Source organism: Oscillatoria sp. FACHB-1407 (assembly GCF_014697545.1).
In the GTDB taxonomy this organism is placed as follows: Bacteria; Cyanobacteriota; Cyanobacteriia; order Elainellales; family Elainellaceae; genus FACHB-1407.
The window spans coordinates 1-13,120 of record NZ_JACJSA010000022.1 but is presented as its reverse complement, the minus strand read 5'-3'; the positions used below and the strand labels follow the sequence as shown (position 1 = coordinate 13,120).

Sequence of the window (13,120 nt, the reverse complement as noted above, 5' to 3'; positions counted from 1 at the left end):
TAAACGATTAAAGGGAGATAATTTGGCTCACATGACCAGCGGCAATTTGCCAGCGATTGTCACGGTGCAACCAAATTCGAGTAAAGCGATAGGGTTCTGAAAAGGCTTGACCGTAGAGGGTTCCAGCGAGGTCTGCTTTGAGCGTAACGACCACGCAATCGTTGCTGTAGGAATGTATTTGGCGATCGCTAATCTCCACTTTTGTAAAGCGGATCGCACCTGTCTGGTGCGCCTCCAAATCCTGTTGTTTGTTGCTGACAAACCCAGTGTGCATTGTCCAGATCAGATCATCAGCAATGAGTTCATCCAAGACAGCAACATCGCTAGTGAGCATCGCGTGCTCTAGTTTTTCTTCTAATTGGGCGATCGGTGTATGGATCATCAGAGGTTTCTCCTCATGAATTACAGCTTTGGTCACAAAGCTTAAGGCAAAGGCAATGTTCCACCCCTGCACCCCGTCCCAACCAACCCCTCGGTTGCTATAACGTTTTTGGCAGTTGGTGATTGAGATAGTAGTCCCAGTTGAATGGTTGAAACTCAAACAGCTCCAGAGCAGTAGCGATCCCTGAAGGAAGAGACTGCGTTATATTCCGTGAGGTTGAATAACGGGATGGAGCCTCCAGCACTGAGGTTGTGGAAAGGTGATCACCGTAGAAGTGAGCGGTTTTCTCAGCAGTATGATTGGCACGATGCGTATTGGGCGTGCCAGAGCGATTTAGAGTCGCTACAGCATACGCATAGCTGTGCTGGTGGTGTTTCAAGCGAACTTGAGTGCCACCCGCAACTGTGGTCAGTGTCCAGATCACCAGAGAGGGTTCAGCTGTGGGAGATTCGCGCCAGGTGTAAACCAGACGAGTAGGCTCCTCCAATTCCACTACTTCGCATTCAATAATGGATGTCAGCCCCGGTAAGGGTTGAGCGTAAAACTGAAACCGATGTCCCAACTTGGGTTCAAAGTTGTTCTCCATCATCCAGTCAGCGAGGACACGGCGATCGGTCAACACTTGCCATACCCGCTCCGGTGGATGCGGATAAAACACCTCCAGATGAACTGCCTGACTCATGGGTTTTCCTCCAAATAGGCACCAAGGGCATCCAGTTTTTGCTGCCAAAACGACTCATAATGGGCAATCCACTCAGACACCTCCTGTAAGGGGACTGGGTTGAGTCGATAGAGCCGTTGTCGTCCTGATTTTTGTTGACTGACTAACCCCGCGTTACACAGAATTTGCAGATGTTGAGAGATGGCAGGTAATGACATCTCAAAGGGTTCGGCAAGCTGTTTGACGGGCTGTTCTCCGGATCGCAACCGATCGAGAATGGCACGGCGAGTGGGGTCAGCGATCGCCTGAAACACATCAGCACTGGCAATGGGTCTACTCATCAGACAAAATTTAAGCAAATACTTAACTATTGGCAGTATAGATAAGCTTTCGCTTAACTGTCAAGAGTAGAGGAGTATTAGCTTTAGCCAGAAAGCTTAGGAATGGGAAGTAAATAACGTCAATTCGGGATCAGGATTTCGGCGGTTAAACCCGCTGCTATCAGAGCAAAACCAACCTGCGTTGGTTCGTCAAATTCCGCATTTTCCGGAGTCCGTGTCGGCGGACTTTGCTCTAGTAGCCGCGAATTCATTTGCCGGGCTCTTAAACCGAACTGACGTTATAGCCCTACGCATAGGCATTAGGACATAAGGGGTTGTGGGGGCTGCGCCCCAGCCAGGGGTTCCACCCCTGCACCCCGTTCTAACCTTAGTGAGTACTGCTATAAATAAGTTTGAGATTTGGTAGGGACGAGAACGAAAATGACTCAGGATACTACTGAAACACCTACCCCATGCAAAATCTGGCGGTATCAGGCGATCGCCCCCTTCAAACGGTTCATATCGGCTTAGTTCGTAGTTGCTAAAACTGTAACCAAACACACGAACCTGGATCAGAGATGGCAGATTAGAAACATCAATCTATAGCGTCGCGTGATCCAGACGCTTTTCTCAGTGAGGAGAACCATGAAATCTATGCTGTCATCCCGTCATCTATCCAATCTCATCAAAGCCTGTTGCATCGTCCCGTTGACCCTGGGTGTGTTTGGCTTAACCCCCATGTCAGCTGCCTTTGCCGAGGAACGCCGTGCCAGAACGATTACAGTCACTGGACAGGGCGTTGAGGTGATTGGCACTACGCTGACGCAAGTGCAATTAGGAGTTGAAGCACAAGGTAGAACCGCTCAGGAAGTTCAGCAGGAAGTTGCGCGGCGATCGGCAGCTGTGGTGGAACTGTTGCGATCGCGCAATGTCAACCGCTTGCAAACCACAGGCATTAACCTGAATCCCGTTTACACCTACACTGACAACCAGCAACGGGTTACAGGATATGCTGCCGCCAATGTCGTCAGTTTTCAGTTAGAAACGTCGCAAGTCGGAACCCTGCTGGATGATGCTGTCAGAGCCGGAGCCAGCCGTATTGATAGCGTTAGTTTTATCGCCTCCGATGAAGCGATCGCCACTGCTCGTCAAGTGGCATTGCGCGAAGCCACCGAAGACGCACAACAACAAGCGGATGCTGTGTTAGACGCATTAGGGTTGAACCGAGGAGATGTCGTCAGTATCCAAATTGGTGGTGGTCCTGTCTTCTCGCCTCCCCTTCCCTACGCTGCTGCTGAGCGATCGGCTAATGCAACCCCCGTCATCGGTGGTGAGCAACAGGTGCAGGCTAACGTCACATTGGAGATCAGCTATTAGGGAGGGAGTGGGGAATAGGGCGTAGGGAGTGGGGCAGATGAGTGGATGAGGCAATTCATAGATGGTTTCTCCCCACCCCATAACTCCCCCACTTGCTGCCCCCCTCACTCCTCAACGAATTCGCTAGAGTAGAGGCAGCAGTTCGCTTTGAGAGATTTAGTGATGCGTACCTCAACCTGGCTCGCAACAACCCTGGCGGCGGTCGTTGGCACTGTCGCCTGGATTAGCTTACCCGTCGAGGCAGTAAGGCTCTCCGATGGCAGAGTTTATTTTGTACAGCCTCCCCGACTGACCTACAGTGCCACGACCCGCAATCTGACCAGTGCCCCAGGAGCCACCTATTACTTCACGTTGACGGTTCCCGATAATGCCGGAGAACCTCTACAACGAGTGGCGATCGCCCAAGAAAATGGTTCAACCAGTTCTCGATTAGTGCGGTATGAACTCGATGAAACCCGCGCCTTTACAGGTACTCGTGGCGATCGTGGTGAAGCTCTAACGCTGGCAGACACGACGTTTGATCGCGATACCCAAACCGTTACGGTTACCTTTGACCCACCCGTTCCTCCGGGCACCACGGTCACGATTGGACTGCGTCCAGATCGCAATCCTAATGCAGGTGGCACTTACCTGTTTGGAGTGACTGCTTACCCTGCGGGCGACACTCCCTATGGGCAGTTCCTTGGTTACGGACGGTTTCAGTTTGACGAACCCAATCACATCGTACCGTTCTAATCATGCACGCTGCCATCGGGCAAAACAGCCCCTTTGAGGATAGCTCCCATCAGGTTTGTACTACTGAGTTCAGCTCTCACCAGGCTGGCATCCTGCAAGTCAGCATCCATCAAGTCAGCCCGTGCTAGATAAGCATCTGTCAGGTTTGCCTCACGCAATATCGCCCCTTGCAAGCTGGCACGACTTAAATCAGCCCGCGACAGTTTCGCCGTTGTCAAGTTCGCCCCGTTTAAGTCAGCCTTGGTAAGGCGCACATCGGGCATGATCGCCCCTTGCAGCCCGGCTGCGTTTAAATTTGCCTCCGTCAGGTCTGCTCGCTCCAACTTAGCATTCCACAGATCAGCCCCCTCTAGGTTGGCTTCGAGCAGATTTGCCTCCGTGAGAAATGTCCCTCGCAAAATAGCACCGCTGAGGTCAGCCCCGCTTAAGTCAGCATTTCGCAAAGTTGCCTCACTCAAATTCGCGCCCCGCAGATCTACTCTGGCAAGATCAGCCCCAGTCAGGTTTGCGCCGCGCAGGTCAGCCTTGTGCAGGTTTGCGCCGCGCAGGTTTGCCGTGTATTTGCGGTTTTCTTCCCGCAGGTTTGCCCCCCGTAAACAAGCTCCGGTCAGGTTCGCACCACCCAAATTAGCATTTCGCAGATCGGCATCAATCAAGTTTGCATCCAGAAGATTGGCCAGCGTCAGGTCAGCACTCCGCAGATCAGCCCCTTGCAACGTTGCTCCATGCAGGTCAGCATCCTGCAACTTTGAGGCGATCAGATTAGCCTGGCTTAGATTCGCTCCACTGAGTTTGGCACTCATTAGATTGGCTCGGCTCAGGCTAGCCCGGTTGAGATAGGCAAACACGAAAATCGTGCTACTCAGATTTGCTTCACTTAGATCAACCCCGATCAGATCGGCTCCAGTTAGATTGGCTCCCCCTAAATTTTCGCCGTTGAAATCAATTTGCCCACTGGCATATCGCCTTAACAATTCACTCACATGCATACCACTGACCTCTGCTCGCGGGCATTATTGGGGTTTGGGAAAGCCGTTTTCTGGATAAGTTGATGGGGGAGTCAGATCCAGGGTGCGATCGCCCTGGTCTAGATCATCGTTGTCCAACTTCAACGGCGGTGGGGTGAGCGGTCGGCTCTGATTTTCCTCGGTGTTGAGGGGTTGAGATGGAACTGGAGGCGGCAAAAAAGAGCAGGTGTCATCCACTGGTTTGTCAGAGGGGGCGATCGGTAAAATTGGCGCAGTATTGGGGGGTGGTTGAGGGGGGCGGCTGACTTGTGCTGCCTGAGTGTGGGCTTTCGGATTGGGTTTTGGTAGGGCTGCCATGTAGTGATACCACGATCGCACGGCACGTAACACAGCACCGGCTGCCTGCAAATACTGCTTGGAATCGCTTAACGCTTTTGCGGCATCTTTGAGAGCGACTTCTAACAACTCATAGCTGGGATAGCGATCGACTGCCGATTGCAACAGTTCATCTAAATCGTGCGATCGCACGACAGCCCACCCTTCTCCCGTGGCATCCACCGAGCGGTACAGAGCTGAAAACAGCAACGCTTTAGCTCTCAACGGGCTCGTGTATTTCATCACCTCAATCCGCAGGTCAAACAAATTAGGCGGTTCTTTAGGGAACTCTGCGGACGATTCATGGGATGTGGAGGCGATCGCCACTTGCTGAGTTGGGGGAGAGGCAACCATCGGCGACGCAACCGGAGGTGGAGCCTGATTTGCAGTCCCGTTTGTCTCAGCAAACAGGATACGAGTCGAGACAGAAGGGGTAGGATACAACCGTGTGAAGGCTTCCACAATCGTGTTGGCAACTAGCGTATATTCCGCCTGCCGATTCAGCGTTTTTACAATGCTGTAGAGCACCGCACTCAATTCGTTAAGCGAAGGAGTCAGGGTATGCAATCGCTCCACCAAGCCCTCAAGGGAGTAGCTTGCTAAAATGTTGGGATCATTCTCCCAACGACCGTTGCAGGCACAGAACAAAATTTTTTTGATGCGAACGTGTTGCGGATCCTGCTCTAGTAACGCACTAATCTCGTCATAATTGCCTGGAGCCGAAATGACTTGAGTGGCATCCTCAACGGTGTAGAGAGGTTTGAGATGATTAATGATTGCATTGGCAACCAGGGCATACTCAGCAGGTTTATTGAGAGACTTGACGACCTTACTTAACTTTGCTCTGAGTTGTTCCAGATCAGGTGCAACGTGTAACAAGTCCTGTACCAGAGGATGAAGATTGACCTGGTTTAACCGATCGACGTTACTCTCCCACTGATTTCGACAAAGATAAAGCAACAGCTTCTTAATGCGCGTTACGTTTTGATCTTGCGATAGACCCTGAATAACCGCATCAAAATGGGTTGGTGCTGTCATTGTTTCCTTGAAAGAGAGGTTTTGGCAGAGGAGTGAAGAAGCCCACAGCACGGTGGATGTCCCGAAGCTAGATTGCCCACCAGAATCAATGGGATTGACGATGCAGCCCAAGAATTTTTTCTCAAACCATTGATGAAGTCAATACTATGACTCGCGAACAAGACACGAGATTGGTTTGACTTACTTCCAACACATTCTAAGCTGCCATTCTGGGATTTTTAATCCAAGTTTCATTTTACAGAAGATGAATAACGGTTGTATCAGAAAACTGGAGATTTTCAGGCGGATGAGCACATTCTCAACTCTTATGAAATCAGGCATGGAAACTATTCACAAGCTACTTGAAAAACCCCACCTGGTTATATCAATTTTTGATGAAGTTCTACTGCCATTGCCATTCAGGTTGTAGCAATTTGAATACTCGCAATAAGGCTGTATTCATAATCTGCCTGAAGTTTTTTACAGTGCGGTCAAGGTAAACCAACCCCCCGTGAACCACTCACGAGATGGCGTCACCTGATGCATTCCAGTTGCTTGCAAGCGTGACACTGGCACACAGCATTTTGAAGTGCCATTTTGCAAGGTTGTCATCTATTGCAGTCTGTTAAGGTCAATAAGAGATGTACATGCGCTGACGTTTTTCTCTGAGAACCCAGGATATGGAACAGTATTATAAGCCGGAGCATTTAGCCCACTTTGGTCAGGTTGCAGAGGGCAATCCTGAGTTAGCCCGCAAGTTTTTTGACTACTACGGAGCCGTGTTTGCTGATGGAGCACTGTCGGCGAGAGAAAAGGCATTGATTGCTTTAGCTGTAGCTCATACGGTGCAATGCCCCTATTGCATTGAGGCCTACAGTAAGGAGTGTTTGCAACAGGGATCTGATGTGGAACAGATGACCGAAGCCCTGCATGTAGCAACGGCAATTCGTGGAGGGGCATCGCTTGTTCATGGGATGCAGATGCTCGACCACGTCAAACAGTTAGCCATGTAAAGCAGCCAAGGAAATATTTGATGTTTGATGAAACCGCTATAACCGATCTGGATTTGTCTAGCCCCAGCACAGGACCAAAACCGACGACATCCCTGCTAAGGCGGCGATCGCCCCTATCAGATCCACAAGCCCAACAGAGCACTCTGGTAAATCTGGATTTGTCCCACACTCCAAAACCCAGCGACTTTTTGGCAGCGATCCAGTCGCACGGTTGGCAGACCTTGCAACCGGCCCAACTGGACATTTTTCAAATCAACGTTGGCAAGCTGTGTAACATGACCTGTCGTCACTGCCATGTGGACGCTGGACCCGATCGCACCGAAATCATGGATCGCAGCACAATCGATGCTTGTTTGCGAGCACTTGACCAGACAACCGCCCACACGGTTGATATCACCGGAGGTGCGCCCGAACTGAACCCCCACTTTCGCTATCTGGTCGAGCAGTGTGTCATTCGCGGCAAGCACGTTATCGATCGCTGTAATTTGACGGTGCTGCTGTTGCCCCGGATGCAGGATTTGCCGGAATGGTTTGCAGAACGAGGAGTCGAAGTGGTGTGCTCGTTGCCCCACTATCGCAAGTTCAACACGGACGCGCAACGCGGAGATGGCACCTTTGAGCGATCGATTGAGGCACTGCGGCGACTCAATGCAGCGGGCTATGGACAGGGAGATCCCAAGCGTTGCCTGACCCTTATGTCCAATCCAACCGGGGCATTTTTAGCCAGTGGTCAGAAAAAGATGGAGCAGGAATGGAAGACCGGGCTCCTGAAAAATCATGGGGTCAGTTTCGATCGCCTGATCGCGTTGAACAATATGCCCATCTCCCGTTTTTTAGAATGGCTGGAGCAGTCGGGCAACCTGCACCGCTATATGGAAGTGTTGGTCAACTCCTTTAACCCAGCAACCATATCAGGGTTGATGTGTCGCAACACCCTATCTGTATCGTGGGATGGTCGCTTGTTTGATTGCGACTTCAATCAGATGCTCGATCTGGAGGTGCAACTGCCCGATCGCTCATCAGCTCACATTCGCGATTTCGACCCGCAACTGTTGGCAGAACGACAGATTGTCACTGCTCGCCACTGTTTTGGTTGCACAGCTGGTGCCGGGAGTTCCTGTGGTGGGGCGATCGAGGAGTAGGATCACCTACACAAATCGTCCTATACAAACTGGTGGGTAAACTCCCCAATTAAGTCCACTCGACCTTTTCGTAATACGGCTGGGTCGAGTCGCTCCGTGGTGTTGCAGGTCATGAGCACCACCAGACGTTGCTGTGCTTGGATCTCCATTTCATCCACCACACTCTGGTAAAGAGTGCCATCCAGCAAGCTCAGGATGTGCTCCGTTTTGTTATTGCTTTGAGCAATCTCAAACGCCCGATTTTTCGCCAGGTTATCTGCTTCGTTAATGATGATGCAGATGCGCTCCAGGTAGCCAGGGGGGATGAAATTTTCAACGGCATCGTGATCCAGAATAAAAATGACATAGCCCAAGGGTGCCAGGATTTCTTTGGCGATCGCTTGAGTCCATGCCGTTTTTCCGGTTCCCGGTTCCCCCTGTACCAATACCGCCAACTGGGTTTGGTTGAGAATCGCGTGTTGCACCGCATCGGTAAAGGCTTGCACCTCGGCTGGAAAATCGCGAATCGTGAACTGACTGTGGACTTTACCCACACGGCTCTGATAGCCACTCAACATCACCGCCAGATTAAAGGTGGCTTTGTGAATCAAGGGAGCCATATCATCCGCAATCAGGGTGTACCAACGTTTGTTTTGGCGATCGCCCGGATCAATCTGCAACCAGACCTTGTGCTCTGCCCAATAGGCGTAGGCAACACCAATGACCTCTAGCCGTTCCCATTGAGTGAACCGCTCAACCGGGTAGTAGAAGTAGCGATCCAGGCAATATTGGGTCACGATATCTGGACGACCCAAAAACTCCAGGATTTTGAGAATCGTAATCTCTTGCAATCGCCGCAAGACAAAATCAACCGGGACGTTGTCACGGCTAATGGTTTGTTTGATCGGGGTTTCGGTGCTCAAAACATCTTTGAAACGGCGATCGGGGGCGGGTGGCTCTGGGGTGACGTAATTCCAGAATTGGTCGATGGTGTAGCGTGTGTCTTCTGAGAAGGCATTCAGGAGATTTGCCCACCAGGTAAACTCGTTTCGTCCCATCGCGTTAGCAATGCTGCTCGTCAGATCCATGACTTTGTAGGACAGTTCCCAGGTGTCATGGAGCATGAGTTGTCCCAAAAAGTTCAGGTCGAGCTGACGCACAAGCGGTCGCCAACCCGATCCCAATAGCCCTTTGGCGTGGGGGCTGTTGTCGGAAGAACCGTAATCATTCCAAGGGTAGCCTGAACTCATGGGGGCGATCGCTCAATCAAAACGACAACGTTCTCATACCGATTTGCCTGGAAAACACGATTGGTTCTGAACAACCTGAGTTTGGAGTATGGATCTTGGCGGTTGAAACCATGACTACAGGGGCAAAACCAACCTGCGTCGGCTCGGCAAACCTTAATTTTCCGTAGTTCGTGCTCCCGATCTTGATATGGCTCAAAGATGTTTCAAACCGGCATCATGCTCTGCGCTGACGGGATCAGTGCAACACCCTGATTGTACTACAAATAATACAAAGGTTACAAGCTGGCGTTCACTTCTTTTAAGACTTGCTCTGCTAATTCCAGATCAAAGTAGGAGGCAGAGTAAGCATTTCCAGAAATGACTTGAAATGATTGATCAGGTTCCCCAAACTGATCGATCACCAGTTCTGCTCCGGTGAAATCGTGATCTTGGGTATAGCCATTGACCGTCACAATCGTCGCCAGGTTGGCTGCTCGTGAAGACTTTACTCCTTGCTGGGAATCCTCAAATGCCAAACATGCTTTTGGATCAAGGTTGAGTTCCTTCAAGACGTAGTCATAAATGTCAGGGGCAGGTTTCTTCGCAGGAACGATATCTCCCGCACCGATAATGTCGAACCACCCCACACTATCAGGAGCTAACGCATTTTCCAGCAAAGCCGTCACATTGGCAGGGGTGGTCGTCGTAGCGATCGCCAATCTCACCCCTTGTTGTCTTGCCTCTAGCAACAGTCGCTTTACTCCCGGTCGCATCGGGATTGTTCCCTCACTCAATAGTTGCGTGTAGTGTTTGGTCTTCGCGGCGTGTAGCCCAGCGATCCACTCTTTTAGATTGGCTGGAGGTTCAAACTCAGGATTGTAGCGATCGATGTAAAACTTGATTCGCTCCTTGCCGCCTGTCACCTCTAACAGTTCGCCGTACAGTTCCACTGACCATTCCCACGCTAAGCCCGCATCAGCAAAGGCACGATTAAAGGCGATGCGATGTCCGTCCCGTTCAGTATCGGCGAGCGTGCCATCGACATCAAAAATTAAGGCTTGCAGTTGAGTCATGGTTCTATCGTAGTGAGTTATATCGTAATGAAGCAGTCCTGCTCCTCATTATCCGTTGCAGAGGTTCAGCCTGTTCATCTAACGAAGCACCATGTTGTATCCCTGCTGTTGAGCCGTCCGACCTCGAACATCACGAATGGTATAACCGGGTGGAAGGGAAAACGCGCTAGCCATACAGAATCAGGATGTAAGGATTCCATCCTATACGCTAAATTGTGACCACTAAAAAAGCGATCGCCCCCGTAAGAGCGATCGCTTTTTAGAGCTAAGACAGAACTTATCGAACGGGTTGATTCATATCTCTGCCAGAACCTAGACCGGAGCCAGTGCCAGGTTGCACGTTACCTGCACTACGGCTAGGAATCATTTGGCTTGCCATTTGGTAGTGGTTTTCGATGTTAGGCAGCAGTTGAGCCGCGTAACCTCTCAATCCCTGCTCTTGACCAAAGTTAGCTTGTGTTTGGAACAACGCTACAGTACGCAGGTGAGCAACCGCTTGCACTTCCATGTAAGCGCGATCGAACTCACTGCCTGACGATTGACTGAGCCGTTCAGCGATCGCCCGGTTCAATGGATCAACGGGTGCTGTAGGCAGGGCAATATTACGTTGGTTAGCATATTGAGTCAAAAGCTGGTTTGCCTGCGTGTGCTCGCGAATCATACGCTCTGCATATTGCCGCACTTGCTGGTTTTGGGAGCGTTGCAACGCCAATTGAGAGGTTTGAATCTCAGCGTTGTTACCCTGATAGGCTAATGTCACAAATTCCCGATCCAGCGAGGAAATCGTTCCCTGAGTAGGGTTGTTAGCACCGGGGTTTGTATTACCAGGAGTGGTTGATGTACCTGGAACAGGGCGAGTGTTAGGAGTGGTCGATGTACCCGGAGTAGGGCGGTTGGTGGGGTTGGTTTGAGTCGTGCCAGGGGTAGTGGGACGTTGAGTGGGGTTGGTTTGAGTTGTGCCAGGAGTAGTGGGGCGTTGAGTAGGATTGGTGCCTGCACTGGGGCGGGTTGTCTGCGCCAAACCAGGGAGGGCTACAGTAGCTGCGATCGCGGCTGCACTGGCAATACTACTAAAACGGATCATCCAGTTCTTATGAAATTGAGTCATGATACTAAACCTCAATTGAAAATTAAGCTGTGTGACTAAAAGTAAACACACTCTCACCAGCCTAATGAGCGCACTCCAACAACACCCTCTATCGAAAGGACAGAGCACTCCTATCCCTATAGAAACGACTCCCACAGAGAATTTGTGGGGTATTTGTAAGGTTCGCTGCAATTCAGGTTCACGTTTCGTTCATGCCTCCATAAAAAAAGCTCCCACTAGGGGAGCTTTAGAGATTAGAGAACTGTAATCCGAAGATTAGTCAATATCTGGCATTGCCAATACTGGCTCATTCTCGCGATCGATACCTTTCTCAAAACCTGCTGCTGCCGCACGAGCACGACCTGCGTGCCACAAGTGACCCACCAGGAAGAAGAAGGCAAGAACGAAGTGAGATGTTGCCAACCAAGCACGAGGAGACACGAAGTTCACCGAGTTAATTTCAGTTGCCACACCACCCACCGAGTTTAAAGAACCGAGAGGAGCGTGAGTCATGTACTCAGCCGCACGACGTGCTTGCCAGGGTTGAATGTCGTTCTTGATCTTGTCGAGATCCAGACCGTTGGGTCCACGCAGAGGCTCCAGCCAGGGACCTTGGAAATCCCAGAAGCGCATGGTTTCACCACCGAAGATGATTTCACCCGTAGGAGAGCGCATCAGGTATTTACCCAGACCAGTAGGACCTTGAGCAGAACCAACGTTTGCACCCAGGCGTTGGTCACGAATCAAGAAGGTCAGAGCTTGCGCCTGAGACGCTTCAGGACCAGTGGGACCGAAGAATTCGCTGGGGTAAGCGGTGTTGTTGTACCAGACCATGGTGGACGCGATGAAGCCCATTAAGGACAACGCACCCAAGCTGTAGGAGAGGTAAGCTTCACCAGACCAGATGAAGGCGCGGCGTGCCCAACCAAAAGGCTTGGTAAGGATGTGCCAGATACCGCCTGCGATGCAGATGAAACCAACCCAGATATGACCACCGATGATGTCTTCCATGTTGTTGACGCTGACGATCCAGCCTTCGCCACCAAATGGAGACTTCAACAAATAGCCAAAGATAACAGCAGGGTTCAGCGTGGGGTTCGTAATCACACGAACATCTCCACCACCCGGTGCCCAGGTGTCATATACACCACCAAAGAACATGGCTTTGAGCACCAACAAGAACGCACCCAGTCCCAGCAGGATCAAGTGAATCCCGATGATGGTGGTCATCTTGTTCTTGTCTTTCCAGTCATAGCCAAAGAATGCTGAGTACTCTTCGAGAGTTTCAGGACCACGCACGGCGTGGTAAATCCCACCCAGACCGAGAACAGCCGAAGAAATCAGGTGTAATACACCGACAACAAAGTAAGGGAAAGTATCGATTACTTCACCACCAGGACCAACGCCCCAACCGAGGGTTGCGAGGTGAGGCAGAAGAATCAACCCTTGCTCATACATGGGTTTCTCAGGGACAAAGTGAGCGACCTCAAATAAGGTCATCGCTCCTGCCCAGAATACGATCAAACCCGCATGGGCAACGTGAGCACCGAGGAGTTTGCCAGAGAGATTGATTAGACGAGCATTACCTGCCCACCAGGCAAATCCGGATGATTCTTGGTCGCGATTACCCGCAACGATATTACTAGAGAGCGTTACCACGTGGCAGTACCTCTTCAGGGAATACAAAGTGTTCGTGTGGTTGGTCTTGGGGTGCCATCCAGGCGCGGATACCCTCGTTGAGCAGAATGTTCTTCGTGTAGAA

General features: G+C 51.0%; 15 protein-coding genes and 1 pseudogene. 4 read left to right on the top strand and 12 right to left on the bottom strand.

Features of this window, described 5'->3' with window-relative positions:
- Positions 1-7: 7 nt before the first annotated feature.
- The 4 genes from H6G89_RS27010 to H6G89_RS35920 form a co-directional block, all read right to left on the bottom strand.
- The gene (locus tag H6G89_RS27010; RefSeq protein ID WP_190512467.1) at positions 8-418 is read right to left on the bottom strand and encodes a nuclear transport factor 2 family protein; all 411 of its coding nucleotides are present in this window, start codon (positions 416-418) and stop codon (positions 8-10) included.
- Between the two features lie 61 nt (positions 419-479).
- Positions 480-1,064, bottom strand: coding sequence for an SRPBCC family protein (locus H6G89_RS27005; RefSeq protein WP_190512465.1), 585 nt, complete (start codon positions 1,062-1,064; stop codon positions 480-482).
- A complete protein-coding gene (locus H6G89_RS27000) occupies positions 1,061-1,384 on the bottom strand; it encodes an ArsR/SmtB family transcription factor (RefSeq protein ID WP_190512463.1) in 324 nt (107 codons plus the stop codon). The genes H6G89_RS27005 and H6G89_RS27000 overlap by 4 nt, the downstream gene beginning before the upstream one ends.
- Before the next feature lie 119 nt (positions 1,385-1,503).
- Positions 1,504-1,635 (bottom strand): hypothetical protein, encoded by a 132-nt coding sequence (locus tag H6G89_RS35920; protein ID WP_255519517.1) that lies wholly within the window; start codon positions 1,633-1,635, stop codon positions 1,504-1,506.
- A 373-nt stretch (positions 1,636-2,008) separates the two neighbouring features.
- On the opposite strand from H6G89_RS35920, the gene H6G89_RS26995 reads away from it, so the two are divergent.
- Together H6G89_RS26995 and H6G89_RS26990 are read left to right on the top strand one after the other, a co-directional pair.
- A complete protein-coding gene (locus H6G89_RS26995; protein ID WP_190512461.1) occupies positions 2,009-2,740 on the top strand; it encodes an SIMPL domain-containing protein in 732 nt (243 codons plus the stop codon).
- 162 nt (positions 2,741-2,902) lie between these two features.
- Complete coding sequence (locus tag H6G89_RS26990; RefSeq protein WP_190512458.1) at positions 2,903-3,475, top strand: DUF2808 domain-containing protein; 573 nt, start codon at positions 2,903-2,905, stop codon at positions 3,473-3,475.
- On the opposite strand, the gene H6G89_RS26985 is transcribed toward H6G89_RS26990, so the two are convergent.
- The 3 genes from H6G89_RS26985 to H6G89_RS35915 form a co-directional block, all read right to left on the bottom strand.
- Entirely contained in the window at positions 3,472-4,464 is a 993-nt protein-coding gene (locus H6G89_RS26985) for a pentapeptide repeat-containing protein (RefSeq protein ID WP_190512456.1), read from the bottom strand. The genes H6G89_RS26990 and H6G89_RS26985 overlap by 4 nt on opposite strands.
- Positions 4,465-4,488: 24 nt before the next feature.
- Complete coding sequence (locus tag H6G89_RS26980) at positions 4,489-5,856, bottom strand: hypothetical protein (protein WP_190512454.1); 1,368 nt, start codon at positions 5,854-5,856, stop codon at positions 4,489-4,491.
- A gap of 459 nt (positions 5,857-6,315) precedes the next feature.
- Positions 6,316-6,447 (bottom strand): hypothetical protein, encoded by a 132-nt coding sequence (locus tag H6G89_RS35915; protein ID WP_255519516.1) that lies wholly within the window; start codon positions 6,445-6,447, stop codon positions 6,316-6,318.
- Positions 6,448-6,515: 68 nt separating this feature from the next.
- On the opposite strand from H6G89_RS35915, the gene H6G89_RS26975 reads away from it, so the two are divergent.
- Entirely contained in the window at positions 6,516-6,848 is a 333-nt protein-coding gene (locus tag H6G89_RS26975) for an arsenosugar biosynthesis-associated peroxidase-like protein (protein WP_190512452.1), read from the top strand.
- Between the two features lie 20 nt (positions 6,849-6,868).
- A complete protein-coding gene (arsS, locus tag H6G89_RS26970) occupies positions 6,869-7,990 on the top strand; it encodes an arsenosugar biosynthesis radical SAM (seleno)protein ArsS (protein ID WP_190512450.1) in 1,122 nt (373 codons plus the stop codon).
- Between the two features lie 20 nt (positions 7,991-8,010).
- Here the strand turns inward: arsS and H6G89_RS26965 are convergent, their stop codons facing one another.
- The 5 genes and pseudogenes from H6G89_RS26965 to H6G89_RS26945 all read right to left on the bottom strand — a co-directional run.
- The gene (locus H6G89_RS26965) at positions 8,011-9,219 is read right to left on the bottom strand and encodes an AAA family ATPase (protein WP_190512448.1); all 1,209 of its coding nucleotides are present in this window, start codon (positions 9,217-9,219) and stop codon (positions 8,011-8,013) included.
- A gap of 275 nt (positions 9,220-9,494) precedes the next feature.
- A complete protein-coding gene (locus H6G89_RS26960; RefSeq protein WP_190512446.1) occupies positions 9,495-10,271 on the bottom strand; it encodes an HAD family hydrolase in 777 nt (258 codons plus the stop codon).
- Positions 10,272-10,548: 277 nt separating this feature from the next.
- Positions 10,549-11,379, bottom strand: coding sequence for a DUF4142 domain-containing protein (locus tag H6G89_RS26955; RefSeq protein WP_190512444.1), 831 nt, complete (start codon positions 11,377-11,379; stop codon positions 10,549-10,551).
- 255 nt (positions 11,380-11,634) lie between these two features.
- The gene (gene psbC, locus H6G89_RS26950) at positions 11,635-13,017 is read right to left on the bottom strand and encodes a photosystem II reaction center protein CP43 (protein WP_190512442.1); all 1,383 of its coding nucleotides are present in this window, start codon (positions 13,015-13,017) and stop codon (positions 11,635-11,637) included.
- Positions 13,001-13,120 (bottom strand): annotated as a pseudogene (locus tag H6G89_RS26945) (photosystem II D2 protein (photosystem q(a) protein)); the annotation flags it as partial. The gene psbC and the pseudogene H6G89_RS26945, both read right to left, overlap by 17 nt.